Source organism: Kitasatospora sp. NPDC056446 (assembly GCF_042796115.1).
Lineage (GTDB): Bacteria > Actinomycetota > Actinomycetes > Streptomycetales > Streptomycetaceae > Kitasatospora.
The window spans coordinates 22,027-43,616 of sequence record NZ_JBHTRF010000052.1 but is presented as its reverse complement, the minus strand read 5'-3'; the positions used below and the strand labels follow the sequence as shown (position 1 = coordinate 43,616).

The 21,590-nt window shown below is 72.7% G+C and carries 21 protein-coding genes; 5 read left to right on the top strand and 16 right to left on the bottom strand.

Annotated features, from left to right (window positions below):
• Nucleotides 1-22 precede the first annotated feature (22 nt).
• From ACFQ6N_RS27630 to ACFQ6N_RS27615, 4 genes are all read left to right on the top strand, one after another.
• Entirely contained in the window at nt 23-496 is a 474-nt protein-coding gene (locus ACFQ6N_RS27630) for an Lrp/AsnC family transcriptional regulator (RefSeq protein ID WP_030306695.1), read from the top strand.
• Entirely contained in the window at nt 493-1,887 is a 1,395-nt protein-coding gene (locus ACFQ6N_RS27625) for an aspartate aminotransferase family protein (protein ID WP_380654427.1), read from the top strand. Before ACFQ6N_RS27630 ends, ACFQ6N_RS27625 begins: the two co-directional genes overlap by 4 nt.
• Nucleotides 1,888-2,135: 248 nt before the next feature.
• Entirely contained in the window at nt 2,136-2,891 is a 756-nt protein-coding gene (locus ACFQ6N_RS27620; protein ID WP_380654425.1) for an ABC transporter ATP-binding protein, read from the top strand.
• 44 nt (nt 2,892-2,935) lie between these two features.
• On the top strand, nt 2,936-4,087 hold the full coding sequence (locus ACFQ6N_RS27615; RefSeq protein ID WP_380654423.1) for a hypothetical protein: 1,152 nt from the start codon (nt 2,936-2,938) through the stop codon (nt 4,085-4,087).
• A gap of 31 nt (nt 4,088-4,118) precedes the next feature.
• Here ACFQ6N_RS27615 and rlmN read toward each other — a convergent pair whose 3' ends face one another.
• From rlmN to rpsB, 6 genes are all read right to left on the bottom strand, one after another.
• Nucleotides 4,119-5,219 (bottom strand): 23S rRNA (adenine(2503)-C(2))-methyltransferase RlmN, encoded by a 1,101-nt coding sequence (rlmN, locus tag ACFQ6N_RS27610; protein WP_380654420.1) that lies wholly within the window; start codon nt 5,217-5,219, stop codon nt 4,119-4,121.
• A gap of 85 nt (nt 5,220-5,304) precedes the next feature.
• Nucleotides 5,305-6,525 carry a phosphatidate cytidylyltransferase gene (locus ACFQ6N_RS27605; protein ID WP_380654417.1) on the bottom strand — a complete coding sequence of 407 codons (1,221 nt, stop codon included), beginning with the start codon at nt 6,523-6,525 and terminating at the stop codon, nt 5,305-5,307.
• Nucleotides 6,526-6,824: 299 nt separating this feature from the next.
• On the bottom strand, nt 6,825-7,382 hold the full coding sequence (gene frr, locus ACFQ6N_RS27600) for a ribosome recycling factor (protein WP_380654415.1): 558 nt from the start codon (nt 7,380-7,382) through the stop codon (nt 6,825-6,827).
• Nucleotides 7,383-7,481: 99 nt separating this feature from the next.
• Nucleotides 7,482-8,246, bottom strand: coding sequence for a UMP kinase (pyrH, locus tag ACFQ6N_RS27595; RefSeq protein WP_380654412.1), 765 nt, complete (start codon nt 8,244-8,246; stop codon nt 7,482-7,484).
• 261 nt (nt 8,247-8,507) lie between these two features.
• A complete protein-coding gene (gene tsf / locus ACFQ6N_RS27590) occupies nt 8,508-9,347 on the bottom strand; it encodes a translation elongation factor Ts (RefSeq protein ID WP_380654409.1) in 840 nt (279 codons plus the stop codon).
• Nucleotides 9,348-9,476: 129 nt separating this feature from the next.
• Nucleotides 9,477-10,379, bottom strand: coding sequence for a 30S ribosomal protein S2 (gene rpsB / locus ACFQ6N_RS27585; protein ID WP_380654407.1), 903 nt, complete (start codon nt 10,377-10,379; stop codon nt 9,477-9,479).
• Between the two features lie 917 nt (nt 10,380-11,296).
• Between rpsB and ACFQ6N_RS27580 the strand changes: the two genes are divergently transcribed.
• Nucleotides 11,297-11,674 (top strand): peptidoglycan DD-metalloendopeptidase family protein, encoded by a 378-nt coding sequence (locus tag ACFQ6N_RS27580; protein ID WP_380654404.1) that lies wholly within the window; start codon nt 11,297-11,299, stop codon nt 11,672-11,674.
• A 39-nt stretch (nt 11,675-11,713) separates the two neighbouring features.
• Here the strand turns inward: ACFQ6N_RS27580 and ACFQ6N_RS27575 are convergent, their stop codons facing one another.
• The 10 genes from ACFQ6N_RS27575 to lepB (ACFQ6N_RS27530) all read right to left on the bottom strand — a co-directional run bounded on the left by ACFQ6N_RS27575 (nt 11,714) and on the right by lepB (ACFQ6N_RS27530) (nt 21,498).
• Entirely contained in the window at nt 11,714-12,298 is a 585-nt protein-coding gene (locus ACFQ6N_RS27575) for a TetR/AcrR family transcriptional regulator (RefSeq protein ID WP_380654474.1), read from the bottom strand.
• A 276-nt stretch (nt 12,299-12,574) separates the two neighbouring features.
• A complete protein-coding gene (gene whiG / locus ACFQ6N_RS27570; RefSeq protein WP_380654401.1) occupies nt 12,575-13,600 on the bottom strand; it encodes an RNA polymerase sigma factor WhiG in 1,026 nt (341 codons plus the stop codon).
• Nucleotides 13,601-13,938: 338 nt separating this feature from the next.
• Nucleotides 13,939-15,156, bottom strand: a complete 1,218-nt coding sequence (dprA, locus tag ACFQ6N_RS27565) for a DNA-processing protein DprA (protein ID WP_380654398.1) — start codon at nt 15,154-15,156, stop codon at nt 13,939-13,941.
• Nucleotides 15,153-16,862: a YifB family Mg chelatase-like AAA ATPase gene (locus ACFQ6N_RS27560; protein WP_380654395.1), complete on the bottom strand. Its 1,710-nt coding sequence runs from the start codon at nt 16,860-16,862 to the stop codon at nt 15,153-15,155. Before ACFQ6N_RS27560 ends, dprA begins: the two co-directional genes overlap by 4 nt.
• Before the next feature lies 1 nt (nt 16,863).
• Entirely contained in the window at nt 16,864-17,412 is a 549-nt protein-coding gene (locus tag ACFQ6N_RS27555) for a YraN family protein (RefSeq protein WP_380654393.1), read from the bottom strand.
• 169 nt (nt 17,413-17,581) lie between these two features.
• Nucleotides 17,582-17,908: a DUF2469 domain-containing protein gene (locus tag ACFQ6N_RS27550; protein ID WP_030056781.1), complete on the bottom strand. Its 327-nt coding sequence runs from the start codon at nt 17,906-17,908 to the stop codon at nt 17,582-17,584.
• 55 nt (nt 17,909-17,963) lie between these two features.
• A complete protein-coding gene (locus ACFQ6N_RS27545; protein WP_380654390.1) occupies nt 17,964-18,437 on the bottom strand; it encodes an NUDIX hydrolase in 474 nt (157 codons plus the stop codon).
• A 112-nt stretch (nt 18,438-18,549) separates the two neighbouring features.
• Complete coding sequence (gene lepB, locus ACFQ6N_RS27540) at nt 18,550-19,305, bottom strand: signal peptidase I (RefSeq protein ID WP_380654388.1); 756 nt, start codon at nt 19,303-19,305, stop codon at nt 18,550-18,552.
• Between the two features lie 142 nt (nt 19,306-19,447).
• On the bottom strand, nt 19,448-20,476 hold the full coding sequence (gene lepB / locus ACFQ6N_RS27535) for a signal peptidase I (protein ID WP_380654386.1): 1,029 nt from the start codon (nt 20,474-20,476) through the stop codon (nt 19,448-19,450).
• 242 nt (nt 20,477-20,718) lie between these two features.
• Nucleotides 20,719-21,498, bottom strand: a complete 780-nt coding sequence (lepB, locus tag ACFQ6N_RS27530) for a signal peptidase I (RefSeq protein ID WP_380654384.1) — start codon at nt 21,496-21,498, stop codon at nt 20,719-20,721.
• Between the last annotated feature and the right edge of the window lie 92 nt (nt 21,499-21,590).

The following is a 21,590-nucleotide window of genomic DNA, read 5'->3' as shown; positions in this document are numbered from 1 at the left end:
CCCGATCAGGCACAGTGGCCGCGTGGCCAACCGCGACCGGAACGCCAGCGTTCCCCTCGACGCCGCCTCCAAGGCGATCATCGAGCAGCTCCAGGAGGACGGGCGCCGCCCGTACGCCGCCATCGGCAAGGCCGTCGGCCTGTCCGAGGCAGCCGTACGGCAGCGCGTCCAGAAGCTGCTCGACCAAGGCGTGATGCAGATCGTCGCCGTCACCGACCCGCTCACCGTCGGCTTCACCCGCCAGGCGATGGTCGGGATCCGGGTCGAGGGTGACATCGAGCCCGTCGCCGACGCGCTGGCCGCCCTCGACGAGGTCGACTACGTCGTCTGCACCGCAGGCTCGTTCGACCTCCTGGCCGAACTGGTCTGCGAGGACGACGAGCACCTGCTCGAAATGATCAACAAGCGCATCCGCGCGCTTCCCGGCGTGCGGAGCACCGAGAGCTTCGTTTACCTGAAGCTCCGGAAACAGACCTACACCTGGGGCACCCGATGACAGCCGACCCGGCGCAGAAGGACCTTTCCAAGACCGCCTACGACCACCTGTGGATGCACTTCACCCGCATGTCGTCGTACGAGAACTCCCCCGTGCCGACGATCGTCAAGGGTGAGGGCACCTACGTCTGGGACGACAAGGGGCGCAAGTACCTCGACGGCCTCGCCGGCCTGTTCGTCGTCCAGGCCGGCCACGGCCGCGAGGAGCTCGCCGAGGCCGCCGCCAAGCAGGCCAAGGAGCTCGCCTTCTTCCCGGTGTGGAGCTACGCCCACCCGAAGGCCGTCGAGCTGGCCGAGCGCCTGGCCAACTACGCCCCCGGCGACCTGAACAAGGTCTTCTTCTCCACCGGTGGCGGCGAAGCGGTCGAGACCGCCTGGAAGCTCGCCAAGCAGTACTTCAAGCTGACCGGCAAGCCGACCAAGTACAAGGTCATCTCGCGCGCCGTCGCCTACCACGGCACCCCGCAGGGCGCCCTGTCGATCACCGGCCTGCCGGGCCTGAAGGCCCCGTTCGAGCCGCTGGTGCCGGGCACCCACAAGGCGCCGAACACCAACATCTACCGCGCCCCGGCCTTCCTCGAGGGCCCGGACGGCACGGTCGACCCCGAGGCGTACGGCCGCTGGTGCGCCGACGAGATCGAGGTCGCCATCCTCAACGAGGGCGCCGAGACCGTCGCCGCCGTCTTCGTCGAGCCGGTGCAGAACGCCGGCGGCTGCTTCCCGCCGCCGCCCGGGTACTTCCAGCGCCTGCGCGAGATCTGCGACCGCCACGACGTGCTGCTGGTCTCGGACGAGGTCATCTGCGCTTTCGGCCGCCTCGGCACCATGTTCGGCGCCGACAAGTTCGGCTACCAGCCCGACATGATCACCTGCGCCAAGGGCATGACCTCGGGCTACTCCCCGATCGGCGCCACGATCATCTCGGACCGTCTGGCCGAGCCGTTCTACAAGGGTGACAACACCTTCCTGCACGGCTACACCTTCGGCGGCCACCCGGTCTCCTCCGCGGTGGCGCTGGCCAACCTCGACATCTTCGAGCGCGAGGGCCTGAACCAGAAGGTCCTCGACAACGAGGCCGCCTTCCTGGGCACCCTGAACAAGCTGCGCGACCTGCCGATCGTCGGCGACGTCCGCGGCAACGGGTACTTCTACGGCATCGAGCTCGTGAAGGACAAGGTCACCAAGGAGTCGTTCAACGACGACGAGGTCGAGCGCGTGCTCTACGGCTTCCTGTCGAAGGCGCTCTTCGACAACGGCCTGTACTGCCGCGCCGACGACCGTGGCGACCCGGTGATCCAGCTGGCCCCGCCGCTGATCTCCGACCAGTCGACCTTCGACGAGATCGAGCAGATCCTGCGGACCAGCCTCACCGACGCGTGGGCGAAGATCTGACCACCTGATCCTCCTTCCCCACCCTCCGCCGAAGGGCGGTCCCGCTTCCCGCGGGGCCGCCCTTCGGCGTTCCCCCGCCCAGCCCACCAAACGACGGCGCCTCGCCGCAACATCACAGTCGTACGACCAAACATGCCTGAATGCGGGTGATTTGCCCGTGATGGACCAGTGCGCCGCAACCGCGCCCCGCCCCGGTCGTTCTAATCTGACGACTGTCATATCCCTGCGGCCACCCAGGATGGAACCTGATGTCAGCGGCACCGCCTGACAACGACGTGCTGTGGGCCCGAGGGATCGTCAAGTCCCATCACGGCACCCCCGCCCTGCGCGGCATCTCGCTCGGCGTCCGCGACGGCGAGGTGCTCGCCGTCACCGGCCCGCGAGGCTCCGGCAAGAGCACCCTGCTGGGCTGCCTCTCCGCCCAGCTCCCGGTCGACGAGGGCGAGGTCTGGTTCAACAGCGCCCCCGTGCACACCCTCACCCGGGCCGGCCGCGAACGGCTGCGCCGCGACCGCTTCGGCTTCGTCGGCTCCGAGCCGCACCTGGTCCCCGAACTGACCGCCCGGGAGAACGTCGCCCTGCCGCTGCTGCTCGCCGGAGCGGGGAACAAGGCCGCCTACACGGCCGCCGACGAATGGCTGGAACGCCTCGACGTCGGCGACTTCGCCAGGCACCGCCCCGACCGGCTGGTCCAGAGCCAGCGCCAGCGGGTCTCCGTCGCCCGCGCCCTGGCCCCGCTGCCGCCCGTCGTCTTCGCCGACGACCCCACCGCCCCGCTGCACCGCGAGGCCGCCGACCAGGTCCTGCGGATACTGACCAGCGCGGCCCGCTCGCACCAGCTCACCCTCGTCCTGGCCACCCACGACCCCGAGCTCGTCCGGTTCGCGGACCGCTCCGTCGCCCTCGTCGACGGACGGCTCACCGCCCCCGCCGCCCCCGTCCCGCGCGGCACCGCCCTCTCCGGGACCCCCGGAGCGAACGCCGTCACGGCCACCCGCCGCTGACGGCGCCGAGCCGCCGAACGAACCGAGCCGCTGAAAGAGTCGCCGTGTTCTATCTCCGTCTGGCCCGGGGCTACCGGGTGTCCGACCTCGGCCGCTGGCTGCTCACCGCACTGGCCGCCGCCGTGGTCGCCGCCTTCCTGCTGCGCTCCCTCGGCCGGGCGATGAGCGACCCGCTCGGCGGCGCCGACCCGCTGGTCCGGCTGCTCTGGTGCCTGCCCCCGCTCGCCGCCGTCGCCTGGTTCGCGGCCGTCGCCGCCCGCGCGGTACCCGCCCGCCGGCCCGAGCGGATCGCCGGCCTCACCGCCGCCGGGGCCGGCTCCCGCCGGATCCGGGCGCTGATCGCCGGCGAGGCCGCCCTCGCCTGCACCCTCGGCAGCCTGCTCACCCTGCTGGTCTTCCTGGTCCTGCGCAACGACATCGCCGGGCCCTCGCTCGCCCCCGACCTCGGCATGGGCGTGCCGCTGCCGCCCGCCGCACCGGTCACCCTGCTCGTCCTGGTCCCGCTCACCGCCGGCATCGCCGCCGCCTGCGCGGTCCCCGCCACCGGGGACCTCCCCGGCACCCGTACCCGCGCCCGCACCGGCTTCGGATCCTGGCGGATCGCCCTGCCGATCGGACTCGGCGTGATCGGCGCCGCGCTCGAACTCATCGCGCTGCGGCCCGGCGCCGCCGTCGACGGCCGGCCCATCCACCTGCCCGCCGGACTCGGCACCACCAGCACCGCCGCCCTCGGCGGCTGGGCCGCCGGCGCACTCGGCCTCGCCCTGCTCACCGGCCCGCTGCTGGCCTGGACCGGACGGCTGCTCGCCGTCGGCCGGCCCACCCCGCTGCGGCTGCTCGCCGGACGCGGGCTCACCGCCCAGGCCCCGCGCCTCGGCGCACCGCTGGCCGTGCTCACCCTCGCCGTCGCGCTGGTGCTCACCACGATCCGCTACTGGATCGGCACACCCGACAGCGCCGACGCGCTGCCCGCCGTCGAGGCCTGCCTGGTCCTGGGCTGCGCGGTCGCCGCAGTGGCTGCCCGACTGGCGGAGGTCCGCACCGACCGCCGGGACGTCACCGACGCGCTGCTGCGCCTCGGCGCCTCGCCCCGGCTGCTGTTCGGCGCCGTCGCGCTGCGCACCCTGGCGGTCGGCACCACCCTGCTGCTGACCGGCGGGGCGACCGCCGCGCTGGCAGCGGCCGGGCTGCGCTAGGCCGCCCGCCCGCCGCTGCCGACTGCTGCCGCTAGCCCGCCGCGGCGAGCTGGCCGCAGGCGCCGTCGATCTCCTGGCCGCGGGTGTCGCGGACGGTCGTCGGCACGCCGTGCGACTGGAGCCGGCGGACGAACTCGCGCTCGTCCTCGGGCCGCGAGGCGGTCCACTTGGAGCCCGGGGTCGGGTTCAGCGGGATCAGGTTGACGTGCACCCGCTGGTTCTTGATCAGCCGGCCGAGCAGGTCGGCCCGCCAGGCCTGGTCGTTGATGTCCTTGATCAGCGCGTACTCGATGGAGATCCGGCGGCCCGACTTCTCCGCGTAGTTCCAGGCCGCGTCCAGCACCTCGGCGACCTTCCACCGGGTGTTCACCGGCACCAGCTCGTCGCGCAGCTCGTCGTCCGGGGCGTGCAGCGACAGCGCCAGCCGGCAGCTGAGGCCCTCGTCGGCGAAGCGGTGCATCGCCGGGACGAGCCCGACGGTGGAGACGGTGATGCCGCGCTGGGACAGGCCGAAGCCGTCCGGCGCCGGGTCGGTCAGCCGGCGGATCGACGCCAGCACCCGGTTGTAGTTCGCCAGCGGCTCGCCCATGCCCATGAAGACCACGTTGGACAGCCGCGCCTCGCCGCCCGGGATCTCGCCGGACTTCAGCGCGCGCATCCCGGCCGCGATCTGCTCGACGATCTCGCCGGTGGAGAGGTTGCGGGTCAGCCCGGCCTGGCCGGTGGCGCAGAACGGGCAGTTCATGCCGCAGCCGGCCTGCGAGCTGATGCACATGGTGACCCGGTCCGGGTAGCGCATCAGCACGGACTCGACGAGCGTCCCGTCGAAGAGCTTCCACAGCGTCTTGCGGGTGGTGTCGTCGTCACAGGACACGTGGCGCACCACCGACATCAGCTCGGGCAGCAGGCTCCCGGTGAGCTTCTCCCGGCTGGCGGCGGGGATGTCCGTCCAGGTCTCCGGGTCGTTCGACATCCGGCCGAAGTAGTGGTTGGAGAGCTGCTTGGCGCGGAACGGCTGCTCGCCCAGCTCGGCGACGGCCTCCTTGCGCTCGGCGGGGCTCAGGTCGGCGAGGTGTCGCGGGGGCTTTGCGCCGCGCGGCGCGACAAAGGTGAGTTCTCCGGGCTTAGGCATGGTTGTTCCAGTGTCGCAGACGCGCGAGGGCCCCGGACGCACAGGCGTCCGGGGCCCTCACAGGTGCGCGCGCACCGGCTGCCGGTCAGCTGCCGACGAAGGCCGCCAGCAGCAGCCAGACCACCGGGGCGGTCGGCAGGAGCGAGTCCAGCCGGTCCATGATGCCGCCGTGGCCGGGCAGCAGCGTGCCCATGTCCTTGATCCCGAGGTCGCGCTTGATCATCGACTCGCCCAGGTCGCCCAGGGTCGCGGTGACCGCTGCGCAGCCGCCCAGGATCAGGCCCTGCCACCAGCTGCCGCCGTCGATGATCAGCTGCATCAGCAGCGCGCCCGCCAGCATCGACAGGCCGATGCCGCCGGCCAGGCCCTCGCGGGTCTTGCCGGGGCTGATCGTCGGGGCGAGCTTGGTCCGGCCGAACTTGTAGCCCACGGCGTAGGCGCCGGTGTCGCTGCAGATCGTGACGATCAGGAAGAGCACGATCCGCTGGGGGCCGTCGTCGGCCGCCAGCATCAACGCCACGAAGGTGGCCAGGAACGGCACGTAGAAGGCGGTGAACACCCCTGCCGTTATGTCCCGCAGGTAGTTCTCCGGCGGCGCGGCCATCCGCCAGACCATCACCGCCAGCCCGGTCAGCGCGAGCGAGGCCGCGGCCCACTGGATCCCCGACCAGTAGCCGGTGGCGACCATGGCGATGCCGCCCACGACCAGCGGGACCAGCGGTGCCTTGATCTCCTTGCGCTCGGCGAGCCGGCTCGTCAGTTCCCAGACACCGACCGCGACCGCGGCCATCACGACGACCAGGAACAGCGCCTTCACCACGAACAGCGAGGCGATGATCACCGCACCGAGGCCGACCCCCACGCCTATGGCGGCCTGGAGGTTACGGCCGCCGCGCTGCTTGCGCGGCTGCGGCTGCGGGTCGGACTGGGCGGCCACGGGTGTCTCCTGCCCTGGATGGGACGACGGCACGAAGCGGGGCTGCCCGGCCGCCGGGTGGCTGGGCGGCGGCGCGGGATGCACCGGTGCCCCCGGGTACGGCGGGGTGCCGTGGCCGGGGGCCGGGGCGTCGTCGGATATCGCGCGCAGCACGACGGTCTCCGTCACGCCGGGGGGCGCCGTCCCGGCGTGCTCGTCCCGGAACAGCGGGCCGCCCAGCCGGCCGGCCTCCCGGGCCGGTCCCGCGGCGGGGTCGGCCGGTCCGCCGGCGCCGGGGTGCCCGGGGGCACCGGACGGGCCGCGGCCGCCCGTGCGGCCGAAGCCGGGCGCACCGCGGGGCGGGCCGGGCTCGGCCGGAACGGGAGGCATGACCTGAGTCTCCTCCGCGTCGCCGCCCCAGTACACCGGAGGCTGCTGCGAGTGATCCGAACGGAGGCCGCGGCCTCCCGGGCCCGCGCCCGGAAGACCCGGCGCGCCCGGAGGCACGGCCCTGCCGCCGGGGTGTCCCGGGTGTCCCGGGTGTCCCGGGACCGGCGCCGGCGGCTCGCCGTACCCCGGCGCCGGGTGGGCCGGGGTACGGGGCGCCTGCGGCTGCGGTGCCGGGCGGTAGGGCTGGAACTGCTGGTCGGACGAGCCCCAGTAGCCAGGGGCGTCAGGGGCGTCGTTCATCAGACCTCGAGCAGCTCGGATTCCTTGTGCTTCAGCAGCTCGTCGACCTGGGCCACGTACTTGGCCGTGGTGTCGTCGAGCTCCTTCTCGGCGCGGCGGCCGTCGTCCTCGCCGACCTCGCCGTCCTTGACCAGCTTGTCGATGGCGTCCTTGGCCTTGCGGCGCACGGCGCGGATCGAGACCTTGGCGTCCTCGCCCTTGGTGCGGGCGATCTTGATGAACTCCCGGCGACGCTCCTCGGTCAGCTCGGGCAGCACCACGCGGATGATCGAGCCGTCGTTCGACGGGTTGACGCCCAGGTCGGAGTCGCGGATCGCCTGCTCGATGGCCTTCAGCGCGGTCTTGTCGAACGGCGAGACGACCGCCATCCGGGGCTCGGGCACCGAGAACGAGGCCAGCTGGTTGATCGGCGTCACGGTGCCGTAGTACTCGGCGACGATCTTGGCGAACATCGCCGGGTGCGCGCGGCCGGTGCGGATGGCGGCGAGGTCGTCCTTCGCGACGGCGACGGCCTTCTCCATCTTCTCCTCGGCCTCGAGGAGGGTCTCTTCGATCACTGTGGTCTCCCTGTCCGGTTCATCTGCATGGTGTTCCGAGCGGTACCGGCGCGGATGCCGGTCGTGGCACCCGCGCCGCTCCGCACGGCTGGTTGCGGTTCAGGCCCGGACAGAATCCTGGCTGATGAGTGTGCCGATCTTCTCACTCTTCACCGCGCGCGCGATATTGCCCTCCGCCAGCAGTTCGAAGACCAGCATCGGGAGGTTGTTGTCCTTGCACAGCGTGATCGCGGTGAGGTCGGCCACCTTGAGGTCGCGCGCGATGACCTCGGAGTACTCCAGCGCGTCGAACTTGACCGCGTCCGGGTTGGTCCGGGGGTCGGAGTCGTAGACGCCGTCCACGCCGTTCTTGCCCATCAGCAGGACGTCGGCGTGGATCTCCAGCGCGCGCTGGACGGCCGTGGTGTCGGTCGAGAAGTACGGCATGCCCATACCGGCGCCGAAGATCACCACACGGCCCTTCTCCAGGTGCCGGACGGCCCGCAGCGGCAGGTACGGCTCGGCGACCTGGCCCATGGTGATGGCGGTCTGGACCCGGGTCTCGATGCCCTCCTTGACCAGGAAGTCCTGGAGCGCCAGGCAGTTCATCACGGTGCCGAGCATGCCCATGTAGTCGGAGCGGGCCCGGTCCATGCCGCGGACCTGCAGCTCGGCGCCACGGAAGAAGTTCCCGCCGCCGATGACCACCGCGACCTCGGTGCCGGCGCGGACGACGGTGGCGATCTCCCGGGCGATCGCGTGCACGACGTCCGGGTCGACGCCGAGCCCGCCACCACCGGCGAAGGCTTCACCGGACAGCTTCAGCAGCACCCGGCGGCGCGAGCCGGCCCTGGGGTCCTGCGCGGTCTCCTGCGTCTCCTGCATGGACTTCTCCTTTTTGCACCTACTGGTCACAGGCGCGGGTGTGCGGATGCCCCGCCTGCGCGTACACGAGAGGAGGCCACTGCCGCGGGAACCGGTTCGGTGTCCTGCACGGCAATGGCCTCCTCGTCGTTCATGGTGCCGACGCGAGCCCGCCCGTTGGCGGTTGGCGCTGGGTGAGCCCGTTCGGCGTTCCGCCCGCCCTGGTCAGCGGGCGGGGGCGGTTCCCAGCCTAGAGGGGCCGGGGACCAGGTGGAACGTGGCTCAGGCGCCGACGCGGAAGCGGACGAAGCGCTTGAGGGCGACGCCGTTCTCCTCGAGGACCTTGGCGACGGACTTCTTGTTGTCCTTGGCGAAGGCCTGCTCCAGGACGGCGTTCTCCTTGACGAAGCCGGTGACGCGACCCTCGACGATGCGCGGCAGGGCGGCCTCGGGCTTGCCCTCCTCGCGAGCGGTGGCCTCGGCGACGCGGCGCTCGTTCTCGAGGTCCTCGGCCGGGATCTCCTCGCGGGAGAGGTACTTCGGCGCGAAGGCGGCGATGTGCTGCGCGACGTCCTTGGCGACCTCGGCGTTCGCCTGGTCGAGCTCGACCAGGACACCGATGGTCGGCGGCAGGTCCGGGTCCGACTTGTGCATGTACACGCCGACGAAGCCGTCACCGTCGAACTGCGCGAAGCGGCGGAAGACGATCTTCTCGCCCAGGGTCGCGTTGGCCTCGTCCACGAACTGCTGGACGGTCTGGCCGGCGGCGATCTCCGAGGCCAGCGCGGTGTCCAGGTCGGCCGGGGAGGTGGCGGCGACGTGGGCGGCGATCGCGTTGGCGACCTCGACGAACTTGCCGCCCTTGGCGACGAAGTCCGTCTCGCAGTTCAGCTCGACCAGGACACCGGACTTGGCGTCCTCGGCGATCAGCGCGGCGACGGCGCCGTTGGAGGCGTCACGGCCCTCGCGCTTGGCAACGCCCTTCTGCCCCTTGATGCGGAGCAGCTCGACGGCCTTCTCGACATTGCCCTCGGCCTCGTCGAGCGCCTTCTTGCAGTCCATCATGCCGGCGCCGGTGAGCTCACGGAGCTTCTTGACGTCCGCGGCGGAGATGTTCGCCATGGTGTGAATCTCTTCTCGCGTCTCGCGTGTCTGCGTGGGGATGCGCCGGGACCGATGGTTCGGTCCCGGCGCGGGAGAGAGGGGCACCTGCCGGCGTCGTACCGGCGAGTGCCCCTCACCCTTGGTACGTCAGGCCTGCTCGGCCGGGGCCTCGGTGGCGGCGGCCTCGGCCACGGGGGCCTCCTCGGCCGGAGCCTCGACAGCCGGAGCCTCGGTGGCGGCGTCGGCGTCGGCGGCCGGAGCCTCCTCGGCCTTCTTCTCGCCCTCGATGAGGTCCTTCTCCCAGTCGGCCAGCGGCTGGTCGGCGCCCGGCTCGGCCTTCGCGTCGCCCTTGGCGACACCGGCGCGGGACTTCAGGCCCTCGGCGACGGCGTCGGCGATCACGCGGGTCAGCAGGGTGACGGAGCGGATCGCGTCGTCGTTGCCCGGGATCTTGTAGTCGACCTCGTCGGGGTCACAGTTGGTGTCGAGGATGGCGACGACCGGGATGTTGAGCTTCCGGGCCTCGCCGACCGCGATGTGCTCCTTCTTGGTGTCCACGATCCAGACAGCGCTGGGAACGCGCTGCATGTCGCGGATACCGCCGAGGGTCTTCTCCAGCTTGTCGTGCTCGCGCTGGAGGACCAGGAGCTCCTTCTTGGTGAGACCGGAGCCGGCCACATCCGAGAAGTCCAGCTCGCCCAGCTCCTTGAGGCGCTGCAGACGCTTGTAGACGGTCGAGAAGTTGGTCAGCATGCCGCCGAGCCAGCGCTGGTTCACGTAGGGCATGCCCACGCGGGTGGCCTGCTCGGCGATGGCCTCCTGGGCCTGCTTCTTCGTGCCGACGAAGAGGACGCTGCCGCCGTGGGCAACGGTCTCCTTGATGAACTCGAAGGCGCGGTCGATGTAGTTCAGCGACTGCAGGAGGTCGATGATGTAGATGCCGTTGCGCTCCGTGATGATGAAGCGCTTCATCTTCGGGTTCCAGCGGCGGGTCTGGTGACCGAAGTGGACGCCGCTCTCAAGCAGCTCCCGCATCGTGACGACGGCCATTGCCGTACTCCTTGGTGTTACGGCCCGGCAGCGGCAGCTCGTACGAGCGTTCGCCCCAGCCGGGTCAGTCTCGGTTGTCCGTGGCGGCCAGGTGACAGCCACGCCTGACGCCCCGAACGTGCCGAGCCGCTGCCGCCCGCTCGGCCTGGGGCCGGTCGGGCTCGGCGGACCGAGCGGCACTCGCACCTGGCGGGGCCGCGGAAGAACCGTGTCCGACCACCGGTGGCGGGGCGTGCGAAGTCGACCCGGCGGACCGGGTCGCGTGTGAAGTGTACGGGAAGCGCCGAGCAGCGGGCGACTTCACGATCGGCCGGGGACCTGGCGGGGACCTGGGAAGAACTCCGCAAACGGCCGCGGCGACCGGGCCGGCGGCGGGGGCGGGGGCAGGGGCGCGCAGTCGCCGCCTGCCCGCGATTCGTCGTCGGCATGCCACCTGTACACCGGATGGCGGCGTCCGTACACCCGCTTGAGGGACCACCGGTGGGCGTGGGGGCGGTTTGTCCACAGGAATCCGGATCCGGGTGGTGCGGGGGCGACGGGGTGGCGAGCCTTCGCCCATGACTGTTCGTGCGGGTGCGTGGTTGGCCGGGGGTCGGGGTCGGGTTCGGGTCCGGAGGCTGGTTGCCGTGACGGTGGTGACGGGGGTGGTGGTCACGGGGGTGGTGGTGCTCGGGACGCCGGGGGCTTCGGGGGCTCAGAGGGTGGCCGGGGCTTCGGGGGCTCCCAGGGTGGCGGGGGCTCCGGGGGTGGCGGGGGTGGCGGGTGGCTCCCGTGGTTCCGATGGCTCGGGTCCCGGCCCGGGTTCCGGCTCGGGCCCCGGCCCCGGTGGCCTGCGGGCCTGGCCGGTGGGCGGACCGGGCGGGCTCCTGACGCGGTTCGAGGCACCGGCGAAGCCGTGGGCCGCCGGACACCGGGGAGTGGACCTCGCCGCCGCGCCCGGGGCCGAGGTCCGGGCAGCTGCGGCCGGGGTGGTCGCGTTCTCCGGCCTGGTGGCGGGGCGCCCGGTGGTGACCGTCTCCCACCCGGGAACGGGCTCGCCGCCGCTCCGGACCACCTATCTGCCCGTCACCGGCACCGTCCCGGTCGGCACCGAGGTGGCCGCCGGACAGGTCATCGGGCGGCTCGCCCCGGACGGACGGCACTGCGCCTCACACGACTGCCTGCACTGGGGGCTGCTGCGCGGGGGCCGCTACCTGGATCCGCTGGCCCTGTTCGGCGCGGGCTCGGCACGGCTGCTGCCACTGGGCAGAACTGCGGAGACGGACGGGAGCGGAAGTGGGAGCGGGGGCGGCTAATCCGCCGGAGAGCGGTCGGCGAGGGAGCCCCGCCACCGGTCACCCCCGGCCGAGGCCGTGCAGCGCCAGGGCGACGGCGGCGTCCGCGACCGCCTCGGGATTCTCCGCCGGGCAGCCGACGCGGTCGCCGGCAGCAGCGCGCTCGACCCGGCGGACGGCCGCCTCCACGACGCCCTGCAGCAGCGCCGCGGCGAGCCGGGGCTGCTCGTGGCCGAGATCCTCCAGCGCCCGGACGACCAGACCCGCCAGCCTGCGGTGCGCCGCCCGGATCCGTTCACGTGCGGCCTCGTCGAGCTCCAGTGCCGAGATCGCCACGACCGCCCGGTGGCGCGGGTCGCCGGCCAGCGCCAGCTGGCCCCGGACGTACGCCTCGATCCGCTCGGGGGCGGTGTCGCAGCTCTCCATCCCGGCCTCGATCTCGGCCGCCCACAGCGGGAAGTCCACCTCGCAGAGCGCCTCGACCACGGCGGCGCGGGAGCGGAAGTACTCGTAGACCGAGGAACGCGCCAGCCCGGTCCGCGCCGCGAGCGCGGGGAAGGTCAGGGCGTCCTTGCCGCCCTCGGTGAGCAGGGTGCGGGCAGCGTCGAGGAGGGCTGCCCGCTGCAGCTGGCGATGCTCGGCCACCGTGGCCGCTCGGATCTTCGGCACTCCCCCACTGTACGGAGCCCTGACGGCGGCCGATACGGCGCCGCGCATGACGCCGGGCTCGCGGCCCCTCGGGGCAGGCCCGCTCCGGCCGGCCGCACACCCGCGCCACCGGGCCGGTGACCGGATCGACGCCGGTATCAGCGCCGGTTTCGGTGCCGGTTTCGGTGCCGGTTTCGGTGCCGGTTTCGGTGCCGGTTTCGGGGCCGGTTTCGGTGCCGGTTTCGGGGCCGGTTTCGGGGCCGGACCGGCGTGCTACCGGATCTCCGAGAGCTTCGCCCGCAACTGGAGGACGGACTTGGTGTGGATCTGACTCACCCGACTCTCCGTCACCCCCAGCACCTGCCCGATCTCGGCGAGGGTGAGCCCCTCGTAGTAGTAGAGCGTCACCACGGTCTTCTCCCGCTCGGGGAGGGTGTTGACCGCCTGGGCCAGCAGTCGGCGCAGCTCGCGGTCCTCGGCCACCTCGACCGGGTTGTCCGCGCCGTGGTCCTCCAGGGTGTCCATCAGGCTCAGCCGGTCGCCGCCCTCCCCCACCGGGTGGAGCAGTTCGTCCAGGGCCACCACGTTGGCGAGCGACAGCTGGCTGAAGATGGCGTGCAGGTCCTCGATCGCGATGCCCATCTCGGCCGCGACCTCGGGCTCGTGCGGCGTCCGGCGCAGCCGGGCCTCCAGCGTCGCGTACGTCCGCTCGACCGCCTTCGCCTTCTGCCGCACCGAGCGCGGGATCCAGTCCAGCGCTCGCAGTTCGTCGATGATCGCGCCGCGGATGCGGCTGATCGCGTAGGTCTCGAACTTGATGGCGCGGTCGATGTCGAACTTCTCGATCGCGTCGATCAGCCCGAAGACCCCGGAGGAGACGAAGTCCGCCTGCTCGACGTTGGAGGGCAGGCCGACCCCGACCCGGCCCGCCACGTACTTGACGAGCGGCGAGTAGTGCAGGATCAGCTGCTCCCGCAGCCGCTGGTCGCCGGTCTGCTTGTAGGAGCGCCAGAGCTCTTCGAGGGCGCTGCGTCCCTGGGCCGCGGCGTCCCGGCCGGCCTGGTCCGGCTCGGCCGCCGCCCGCTCCCGGCGGGGCAGGGAGACCGGCGGAGAGAGCGGTGGCGACGGCGACAGCGGCGGCGGCGAGGTCGCGTCCGGTGCCGGGGCACCGCCTGCCGGGCCGGCCGCACCGTCGACGGCCGCGCCGACGACGGTGTCCACCGCCCCGCCCGCGGCCGCGTCCGCAGGCTGGCCGGGCACCGCCGTCGGCCGGCCGCCCTGGCGCGACAGGCCGCCCATGGTCCCCGCCGACTTGGGCGGGAACTCGGTCGCGGAGCGCCGCTCGGTCCGCGGCCCTCCCGAGGACCGAGCGCCACCGGTCACTCTGTGTCCGGGAATGTGTGTGGGCATGCGTTGGTCTGCGCCGTTCTGCCGAGTCATGTGCTGATAGGGAAGGCATGTGGAGCGTAGCGTGACCGACTCACTGCAAAGCGCTACCGCCACTCGGTCGTCGCCCGATCCGGTGGCGTTCACTCGCCGGATCCGGCCACACGAGCGGATGAACCGGATCAGCAGGTCAGCCGGGCGCTTCCGACGCGCCCTCCCCGGGCGCACGTGTGTTCTCCCGTTTCGGGCGCTCACCTCCTCCGCACCATGCGCCAGTGCGCGCCGTATCGCTCGACGTAACCGAGCGATCCCAACTCGTAGAGCCGCTGGAGCACTTCGTCCGGCGGGAGACCGGACTGGCGGGCCAGTCGCTCGACCGGCGCGCCCTCGGCCGTCGCGGGCACGGCTTCCAGCACCCGGGCCACCGGCGGCTCCAGGAGGTCGCGCGGCAGCACCGGCCCGCTGCGCTGCGGGGCCAGGTCGTCCCCGATCGCCCCGATCAGCTCGCTGATCTCGGCCGCGTCGGTGACCAGGGTGGCGCCGCCGCTGCGGATCAGGGCGTGGACCCCGGCCGACAGTTCCGAGGTCACCGGGCCGGCGACACCCATGGTGTGGCGGTTGAGGTCCCTCGCCCGTCTGGCCGTGCTCAGTGCCCCGCTGCGCACCGCCGCCTCGACGACCACGGTGCCCCGGGTGAGCGCGGCGATGACCCGGTTCCGGAGGACGAAGCGGAAGCGGTTCGGGTGCTCCCCGGGCGGGAGTTCACTGACCAGCAGGCCCTGGACGCCGATCCGCCGGATCAGTTCGGCGTTCCCTTTCGGGTAGGCGACGTCGACTCCGCAGGCGAGCACCGCGACGGTCATCCCGCCGACGGCGAGCGCCCCGCGGTGGGCGGCCGCGTCGATCCCGTAGGCGGCGCCGGAAACCACCACCCAGCCGCGCTCGGCCAGTTGGGCCGACAGCTCCCCCGCGACATGGGCGCCGTAGGCCGTGCAGGCCCGGGAGCCCACCATCGCGACCGAGCGGAGCGCGAGCAACCGCAGCGATCCGGTGCCGGTCGTCCAGAGCCCGATCGGACGTCCGTCGCCCAGATCGTCGAGCTGACTGGGCCATTCGGTGTCCCCCGGAATGATGAACCGTCCACCGGCGTGCCGTACCCGTTTCAGGTCCGTCTCCGGGTCCAGCCCCGGGAGCCTCGCCTGGTAGCCGGTCAGCCGGGCGGCGTCCAGCCCGGGGTGGTCGGGCACCGCCCCGTCCCGGATCGCCCTGACCACGTCGACGGCGGGGAACTGGGCGAGCCAGCGGCCGATCACCGCGTCCCCCGGTTCACTGAGCCGGCTGAGCAGGACCCGGGCGAGGCGTTCGGGCTCGGACGCTGCCGTGCTGCCCGCCCGGGCGTCGGCTTCGGGCGGCCCGGCCCCGGCCCCGGCCGCGCGCTGTGCTCGGGGCTGCCGCAAGAGCTGGTTCATGCCCTGTCCTCCGTGTCGTCCGCATGCTCGTCCGCCGTCCCGGACCGGCCCTCGGCCGGCGGGCCGCCGCGCTGGGCCGGGATGCCGCCGAGTCGGCCGAAGACCCGCGCGGCCGGGAGTTGCCCGTGCTCCACCCCGGTACGCAGTACCAGGGCGGTGCGCACGTCCCGCTGGTCCGGCCGGTCGCGGCCGGCCAGGTCGGCGACCGTCCAGGCGACCCGGAGCACCCGGTCCAGGCCCCGGGCGGTCAGCAGTCCGCGTTCCAGCTGGCGTGCGGCGTCGTTGAGCGCGCCGCCCGCGAGCTGCCAGCGCGTGCGCAACTCGTGGCCCGGCACCTCCGCGTTGGTCCGCCACGGGGTGTTCGCCAGCCGGGCCGCCGCCCGCTCCCGTGCGGCCAGCACCCTGGCCGCGACGGTCTCGGTGCTCTCCGCCGTGACGTCCCGCTCCATGAGTTCGACCCTCGTCACCGGGGCGACCTGGACCTGGAGGTCGACCCGGTCCAACAGCGGCCCGGAGAGCCGCCCCTGGTAGCGGCTGACCATCGCCGGGGTGCACTCGCAGCCCTCGCCCCGCCGTGAGTACCGGCCGCACGGACAGGGATTGGCGGCCAGGCAGAGGAGGAAGCGGGCCGGGAGCCGGAGCGACCCGGCCGAGCGGGCGATCACCACCTCGCCCGACTCCAGCGGCTGGCGCAGCGCGTCGAGCACCCGGACCGGGAACTCCGGTGCCTCGTCCAGGAACAGGACGCCCCGGTGGGCCAGCGAGACGGCGCCCGGTCTCGGCAGCCCGCTGCCGCCGCCGACGATCGCGGGCATCGTGGTCGAGTGGTGCGGGGCGCAGTAGGGCGGGGTGTCGATCAGCGGGCGCCCGACCGGCAGCAGGCCCGCCACCGAGTGCACGGCGGTGACCTCCAGTGCCTCCTTCTGGGTCAGCGGTGGGAGCAGCGCGGGCAGCCGCTCCGCCAGCATGGTCTTGCCCGCGCCCGGCGGCCCTTTCAGGTAGAGGTGGTGTCCTCCGGCGGCGGCGATCTCCAGGGCGCGCCGGGCCTCGTACTGGCCGGCCACGTCGGCCATGTCGAGGTGGGCCGCCTTGTCCTCGGACAGGCCGCGCACGCTCGCGCTGGGCAGCATCAGCCCGGCCATCAGCGGATCCGGCCGGCCGCCGATCGGGTCGGGCGGCTCCTCCGGTGCCGTCCCGCCGGTCAGGATCGCGACCAGCTGGCGCAGGCTGCGGACGCCGATCACCGTCACCCCGGGGACGAGCGAGGCCTCGGGCGCCGTCTGCTCGGCGACCACCACCCGCTCGTAGCCGGCCTCGGCCGCGGCCAGCACCGACGGCAGCACCCCGCGGACCGGCCGCACCCGGCCGTCCAGCCCCAGCTCGCCGATGACCAGCAGGTCGGCGATGGACGACGGGTCGAGCCGCTCGGCGGCGGCCAGCACGGCGCAGGCCACCGCGAGGTCGAAGCCGCTGCCGCTCTTGGGCACCGAGGCCGGGCTGAGGCCGACCGTCAGCTTGCGCTGCGGCCAGGCCTCGCCGCTGTTCACCACGGCGGCGCGGACCCGGTCGCGGGCCTCGGAGAGCGCCTTGTCGGGCAGGCCGACCAGGGTGAACGCGGCCACCCCGGGCTCCAGATCGGCCTGGACCTCGACGATCACGCCGTCGACGCCGACCAGCGCGACGGAACAGGTACGGGCGAAGGCCATCTCAGACCACCCCCCGCAGGTGGTCGACCAGGGCAGCACCCCGCGCCCGGTTGACCACGGCGACCAGGTCGATCCGCACTCCACCGGGTGGGGCGGGCGGCCAGTGCGGATCCGTCGGCGCGGCGTCGTAGCCGGGGCCGGCGAGTTCGGCGAAGTGGCCCGGCCAGCGCTCGGCCATCCAGCGCTCGGCCAGGCGTCGCAGCCGGGCGGCCTTGGCCCGGTCGATGGCCTCGGTGGGCTGCTGGAAGCCCCGCTCGGAGCGGGTCTTCACCTCGCAGACGGCCACGGTGTCGCCGTCGAGGGCGACGATGTCCAGCTCACCCTCGACGCAGCGCCAGTTGCGGTCGAGGATGCGGAGCCCGGCCTCCGCGAGGCAACGGGCCGCGACCCGTTCCCCGTAGCGGCCGAGCCCGGTCCTGGTGCTGCGGCCCGGGACCCCCGGCGCCTTGTTGCCGGGTACGGCCGTGTCCGGTGCGGCCGTGTCCGGTGCGACCGCCTCCGATGCGGCGGTGTCCGGTCCGGCCTGGTCCTGCACGACGGTGTGCTGCATGGTGACCACCTCCGCCGAGGAGGCTGCACCACCGTGCGCGGCGAGGTCCGGAAATCCTCGTTCCCTGTGGATAACTCCGGCCCTGTGGATAACTTCTGTCACTCACAGGAGTGAGAAGCCCCGCCCCCGCGAAATTCGGCTGGACAACACGGGACGGAGTCGTCCAACGTCAGTTCCCGAAGCCGGACTCGTCCGAGGGCAGCTCCAGATCGCTCTTCGCGAGTTCCTCGATGTTCACGTCCTTGAAGGTCAGCACCCGGACCTTGCGGACGAACCGGGCCGGCCGGTACATGTCCCAGACCCACGCATCCGCCATCGACACCTCGAAGAACACCTCGCCCTGGACCGAGTGCACCTGCAGCTCGTAGTCGTTGGTGAGGTAGAACCGTCGCTCGGTCTCGATCACGTACTTGAACAGGCCGACGACGTCCCGGTACTCCCGGTAGAGCTTGAGCTCCATCTCGGTCTCGTACTTCTCGAGATCTTCGGCACTCATCCAGGCGTCCCCTCAACTTGTCGCGTCCACCCATTGTGGACCACCGCACCCATGGTCAGAGCCGTACCGGTTCCACCGGCGGGCCCTCGACCAGCAGCCGTTCCAGGAAGTCCGCCAGTCCGGCCGGATAGACCGTCTCGGCGGTCCCCTTCAGTTCCTCGACCGTCCACCAGCGCGCCGCGAGCAGCTGGGCGTGCTCGTCCGCACCCATTCCCGAGTGGTCCAGCCCGGTCTCCGTGGTCCGGGCGAGGTGGAACCACTGGTCCTGCTCGTAGCGCTGTCCCTGAAAGGAGAACGACACCGTGCCGTACGCCACCAAGGGCCCCAGGTCCACATCCCGCAAGCCGGTCTCCTCCGCGAGCTCCCGCTCGGCGGCCTCGCGCACGCCCTCCCCCGCTTCCAAGCCGCCCCCGGGCGTGAACCACCACGTCCGCGCGGGGACCGCCGGATCGGTGCCCAGGAAGAGGAGGATGCGGTCCAGCCCGTCCAGCAGCAGGATCCGCGCCGCCCGGCGACGCTGTGCTGTCATGGCAGCGCTTCACGCTCCTTCCGTCCGCATCGGTGGCGCTACCGATCCTGCCACCCGGCGAGGCCGTCCGGGGCGATGTTCGGCAGAGCGGCCCGCGCCGCGACGCGCCCGCTCAGGCGCCGCTCCCCCGACGGAGCCTGCGGGCCAGCCCGGCCACGGCGCCCAGCGCCGAGGTCAGCAGGATCAGCGCCGCACCGGCGACGGTGGCGTAGGCGGCGGGCCCCAGCGGCCCGGGCTCCGACGCCCTCGCCCCCGTGAGGCCGTCGAAGGCGGTGGCCCGGTCGAGCAGGCCCATCCGGCCGAAGGGCTGCACGGTGGCCTCGACCCTGGCCTCGACGGCGTCGGCCGGGACGGTCCCGCCGTCGACCTCCAGGTGGGTGCGGGAATCGAGCGAGCCGACGCGGTTGTCTCCGAGCAGGAACAGCCGGCCCTGCGGCACCGTCACGCTGAACGACTCGCCCTGGCGTCCCTGGTCCGCGAGGTAGGGCTCGTCGACCGGCTGCCCGTCGACCGTCAGCCGGCGGTCGTCCCCGCTGGTGGCCACGGTGTCCCCGCCGACCGCGACGACGCGCTTGACCATGAGCTCACCGCCCCAGGCCTGGTCCCGGAACACCACCACGTCGCCCCGGCCGATGGCACCGCCGTCGACCTTGCGGGCCAGCACGGTGTCCCCCACCCGGAGCGTCGGGTGCATCGAGGCGGTGGGGATGTTGTAGGGCCGGTAGTCGACCGCGATGAAGGCGAAACCGCCGATCATCAGCACCAGGCCGACCGCCAGCGCGACGCCCTGCAGCACCGCGGCGGGCCCGCGGCGCCCGCCGACGGGTGCGGGCGGGCGGTCGGCCGCCTGGTCCACGACACTGCTCATCGACACCGTCCACCTCTGGCCGACCGGAGAACACTGGCACGCCGGAGGCACCGGCGGGAACGCCGACGGGCCGTGGCACGTCCGAGCAGATTACTCGTCGGTACCACGGCCCGCGCAAGAGTCGGGGGCAACCCGGTGGGGCTCAGGACTCCTTGCGGCGCTCCGCCCGGCCCCGCACCCGGCGCACCAGCGGGAGCAGGGCGACGGCTCCCACCGCTCCGGCCACGGGGGGCGCCATGGGCGCGGCCGCCGCCAGGCCCTTCTGGTCGAAGGTGTCCGGCACCGTCAGCGTCGACCAGTGGTCGATCGGCCAGGCCACCACGAAGGCGCGCCCGATCACGTTGTCCACCGGAACGGTGCCACCGCCCGGCTGGTCCATGTGGAAACGGGAGTCCAGCGAGTTGGCGCGGTGGTCGCCCATCACCCAGATCCGGTCCTTGGGCACCTTGACCGGCCCGAACGGGTGGTCACCGCAGGGGGTGTTGCCCTGGTAGACGTACGGCTCGTTCAGTGCGACGCCGTTGACCTTGACCGGGCCCTCGCCCTCGCACTCCACGGTGTCCCCGCCGACCGCGATGACCCGCTTGATCAGGTCCTTCTCGTTGGCGGAGGGCATCAGCCCGACGAAGCTCAGCACGTCCTGCACACCGCGGAGGAAGGAGTTGCTGCTCTGCGGGGTCGGCTCGTCGCCCAGCCAGCCGCCCGGGTCGTGGAACACCACGACCTCGCCGCGCTCGGGCTCGGCCCCGAACCACGGCGTCAGCTTGTCCACCAGGACACGGTCACCGACCTGCAGCGTGTTCTGCATCGACTCCGACGGAATGGAGAACGCCTGGACGAAGAAGGTCTTGATCACGAGCGCGAGGACCAGCGCGATGCCGATCAGGATCGGCAGTTCCTTCCAGAAGGAGCGCTGCTTGCGCGGCTTGGCCGGAGCCTCCGACTCCGACCCGTCCGCCGACTCCTCGCCCGACCGGTCCGCCGACCCGCCGGCCGGACGCGAGGGCTCCGGGGAGTCCTCCGCTCCGGCGCCCTGCTCGTCGGCGGTCTGGGCCGCGGCATCGTCGACCGCGGCCGAAGGCGCCGAGGACTCGGCGGACCGGGCCGCCCGACGACCTGGGCCTTCGGGCTCTCCGGCGCCCGAGCGGGCGCCGATCACCAAATCCCCCACAACGTCTCCTCCCTGCTGTGCGGACGCCCGCGCGCCCGCGCTCAGAGTGCCGCACAGCGGGCACCACGCTCGCCGTGACCATGAACGCCTCAGGGCTGCCCACCGCGGACTCCCCTGACACCAGCACAGCCTCGGCGCTCGGCCGGGACCACTCCCGGCCGCACCTGCACTTCTCTATCACTCCGGGGCATCCGGCCGGCGGTTCCACACGCGAGGCCCGACCGTTCACCGGTCGGCGCGGCTCACTCCGGAGGCCGCCCCGACCTGCGAACAACAAGCGGAAGGATGCCCAACACACCCATAACGAGCGGAGGTTCCACAGGAACCGGCCCAACACCCACGGATTCCGGGGCAGTTCCACCGGCCTGCGAAGCCCGGGCGAGAGAGGAGAGTGAACTCGGCACATCGAGTTGATGGAACCGGTCCAACGGCCAGGCGATCACGAACGCGCGACCGACCACGCCGCTGAGCGGGATCGTGCCCTGGCCCGGATTGCCCATGTGGAAGCGGGAGTCGGCGGAGACGTCCCGGTGGTCACCCATGACCCACAGCCGCCCTTGCGGCACCTTCACCTTGAAGGGCTGCCGGGACGGCGGGTTGCCGGGCGCCAGGTAGGACTCGTCCACCGGACGGCCGTTGACGCTGAGCCGCCCCTGCGCGTCGCAGCACTCGACGGTGTCCCCGCCGACGCCGATCACCCGCTTGATCAGGTCCTGCTCGTTGTCGGACGGGAGCAGCCCGACGAAGGTCATCACGCGCTTCGCCGCGCCCAGCACCGGACCGTCGTCGGCGGGCTTGTGCTCGTTCTCCAGCCAGCCGCCCGGGTCCTTGAACACCACCACGTCGCCGCGCTGCGGCTCACTGCCGAACCAGGGGGTCAACTTGTCGACCAGTACCCGGTCCCCGATCCGGATGGTCTGCTCCATCGAACCCGAGGGGATCACGAACACCTGGATCAGGAAGGTCTTCAGCACCAGCGCGACCAGCAGGGCCACCAGGATGATCAGCGGGACCTCGCGCACCAGCGACCGCTTGCGCCGGCGGGCCACCCGTCGGGCGCTGCGGCGGCGGTCGGCCCGGCCGCGCACCGGAGGGGCCGCGATGGATCCGGCGC

Bases quoted from the DNA above. Each gene is read 5' to 3' on its own strand.
- ACFQ6N_RS27625 (WP_380654427.1), top strand. From the start codon at position 493: ATGACAGCCGACCCGGCGCAGAAGGACCTTTCCAAGACCGCCTACGAC.
- ACFQ6N_RS27620 (WP_380654425.1), top strand. From the start codon at position 2,136: ATGTCAGCGGCACCGCCTGACAACGACGTGCTGTGGGCCCGAGGGATC.
- rlmN (WP_380654420.1), bottom strand. From the start codon at position 5,219: ATGCCTAAGCCCGGAGAACTCACCTTTGTCGCGCCGCGCGGCGCAAAG.
- ACFQ6N_RS27605 (WP_380654417.1), bottom strand. From the start codon at position 6,525: ATGCCTCCCGTTCCGGCCGAGCCCGGCCCGCCCCGCGGTGCGCCCGGC.
- pyrH (WP_380654412.1), bottom strand. From the start codon at position 8,246: ATGCAGGAGACGCAGGAGACCGCGCAGGACCCCAGGGCCGGCTCGCGC.
- tsf (WP_380654409.1), bottom strand. From the start codon at position 9,347: ATGGCGAACATCTCCGCCGCGGACGTCAAGAAGCTCCGTGAGCTCACC.
- rpsB (WP_380654407.1), bottom strand. From the start codon at position 10,379: ATGGCCGTCGTCACGATGCGGGAGCTGCTTGAGAGCGGCGTCCACTTC.
- whiG (WP_380654401.1), bottom strand. From the start codon at position 13,600: ATGGGCGGCCTGTCGCGCCAGGGCGGCCGGCCGACGGCGGTGCCCGGC.
- dprA (WP_380654398.1), bottom strand. From the start codon at position 15,156: ATGAACCAGCTCTTGCGGCAGCCCCGAGCACAGCGCGCGGCCGGGGCC.
- ACFQ6N_RS27560 (WP_380654395.1), bottom strand. From the start codon at position 16,862: ATGGCCTTCGCCCGTACCTGTTCCGTCGCGCTGGTCGGCGTCGACGGC.
- ACFQ6N_RS27555 (WP_380654393.1), bottom strand. From the start codon at position 17,412: ATGCAGCACACCGTCGTGCAGGACCAGGCCGGACCGGACACCGCCGCA.
- ACFQ6N_RS27550 (WP_030056781.1), bottom strand. From the start codon at position 17,908: ATGAGTGCCGAAGATCTCGAGAAGTACGAGACCGAGATGGAGCTCAAG.
- ACFQ6N_RS27545 (WP_380654390.1), bottom strand. From the start codon at position 18,437: ATGACAGCACAGCGTCGCCGGGCGGCGCGGATCCTGCTGCTGGACGGG.
- lepB (WP_380654388.1), bottom strand. From the start codon at position 19,305: ATGAGCAGTGTCGTGGACCAGGCGGCCGACCGCCCGCCCGCACCCGTC.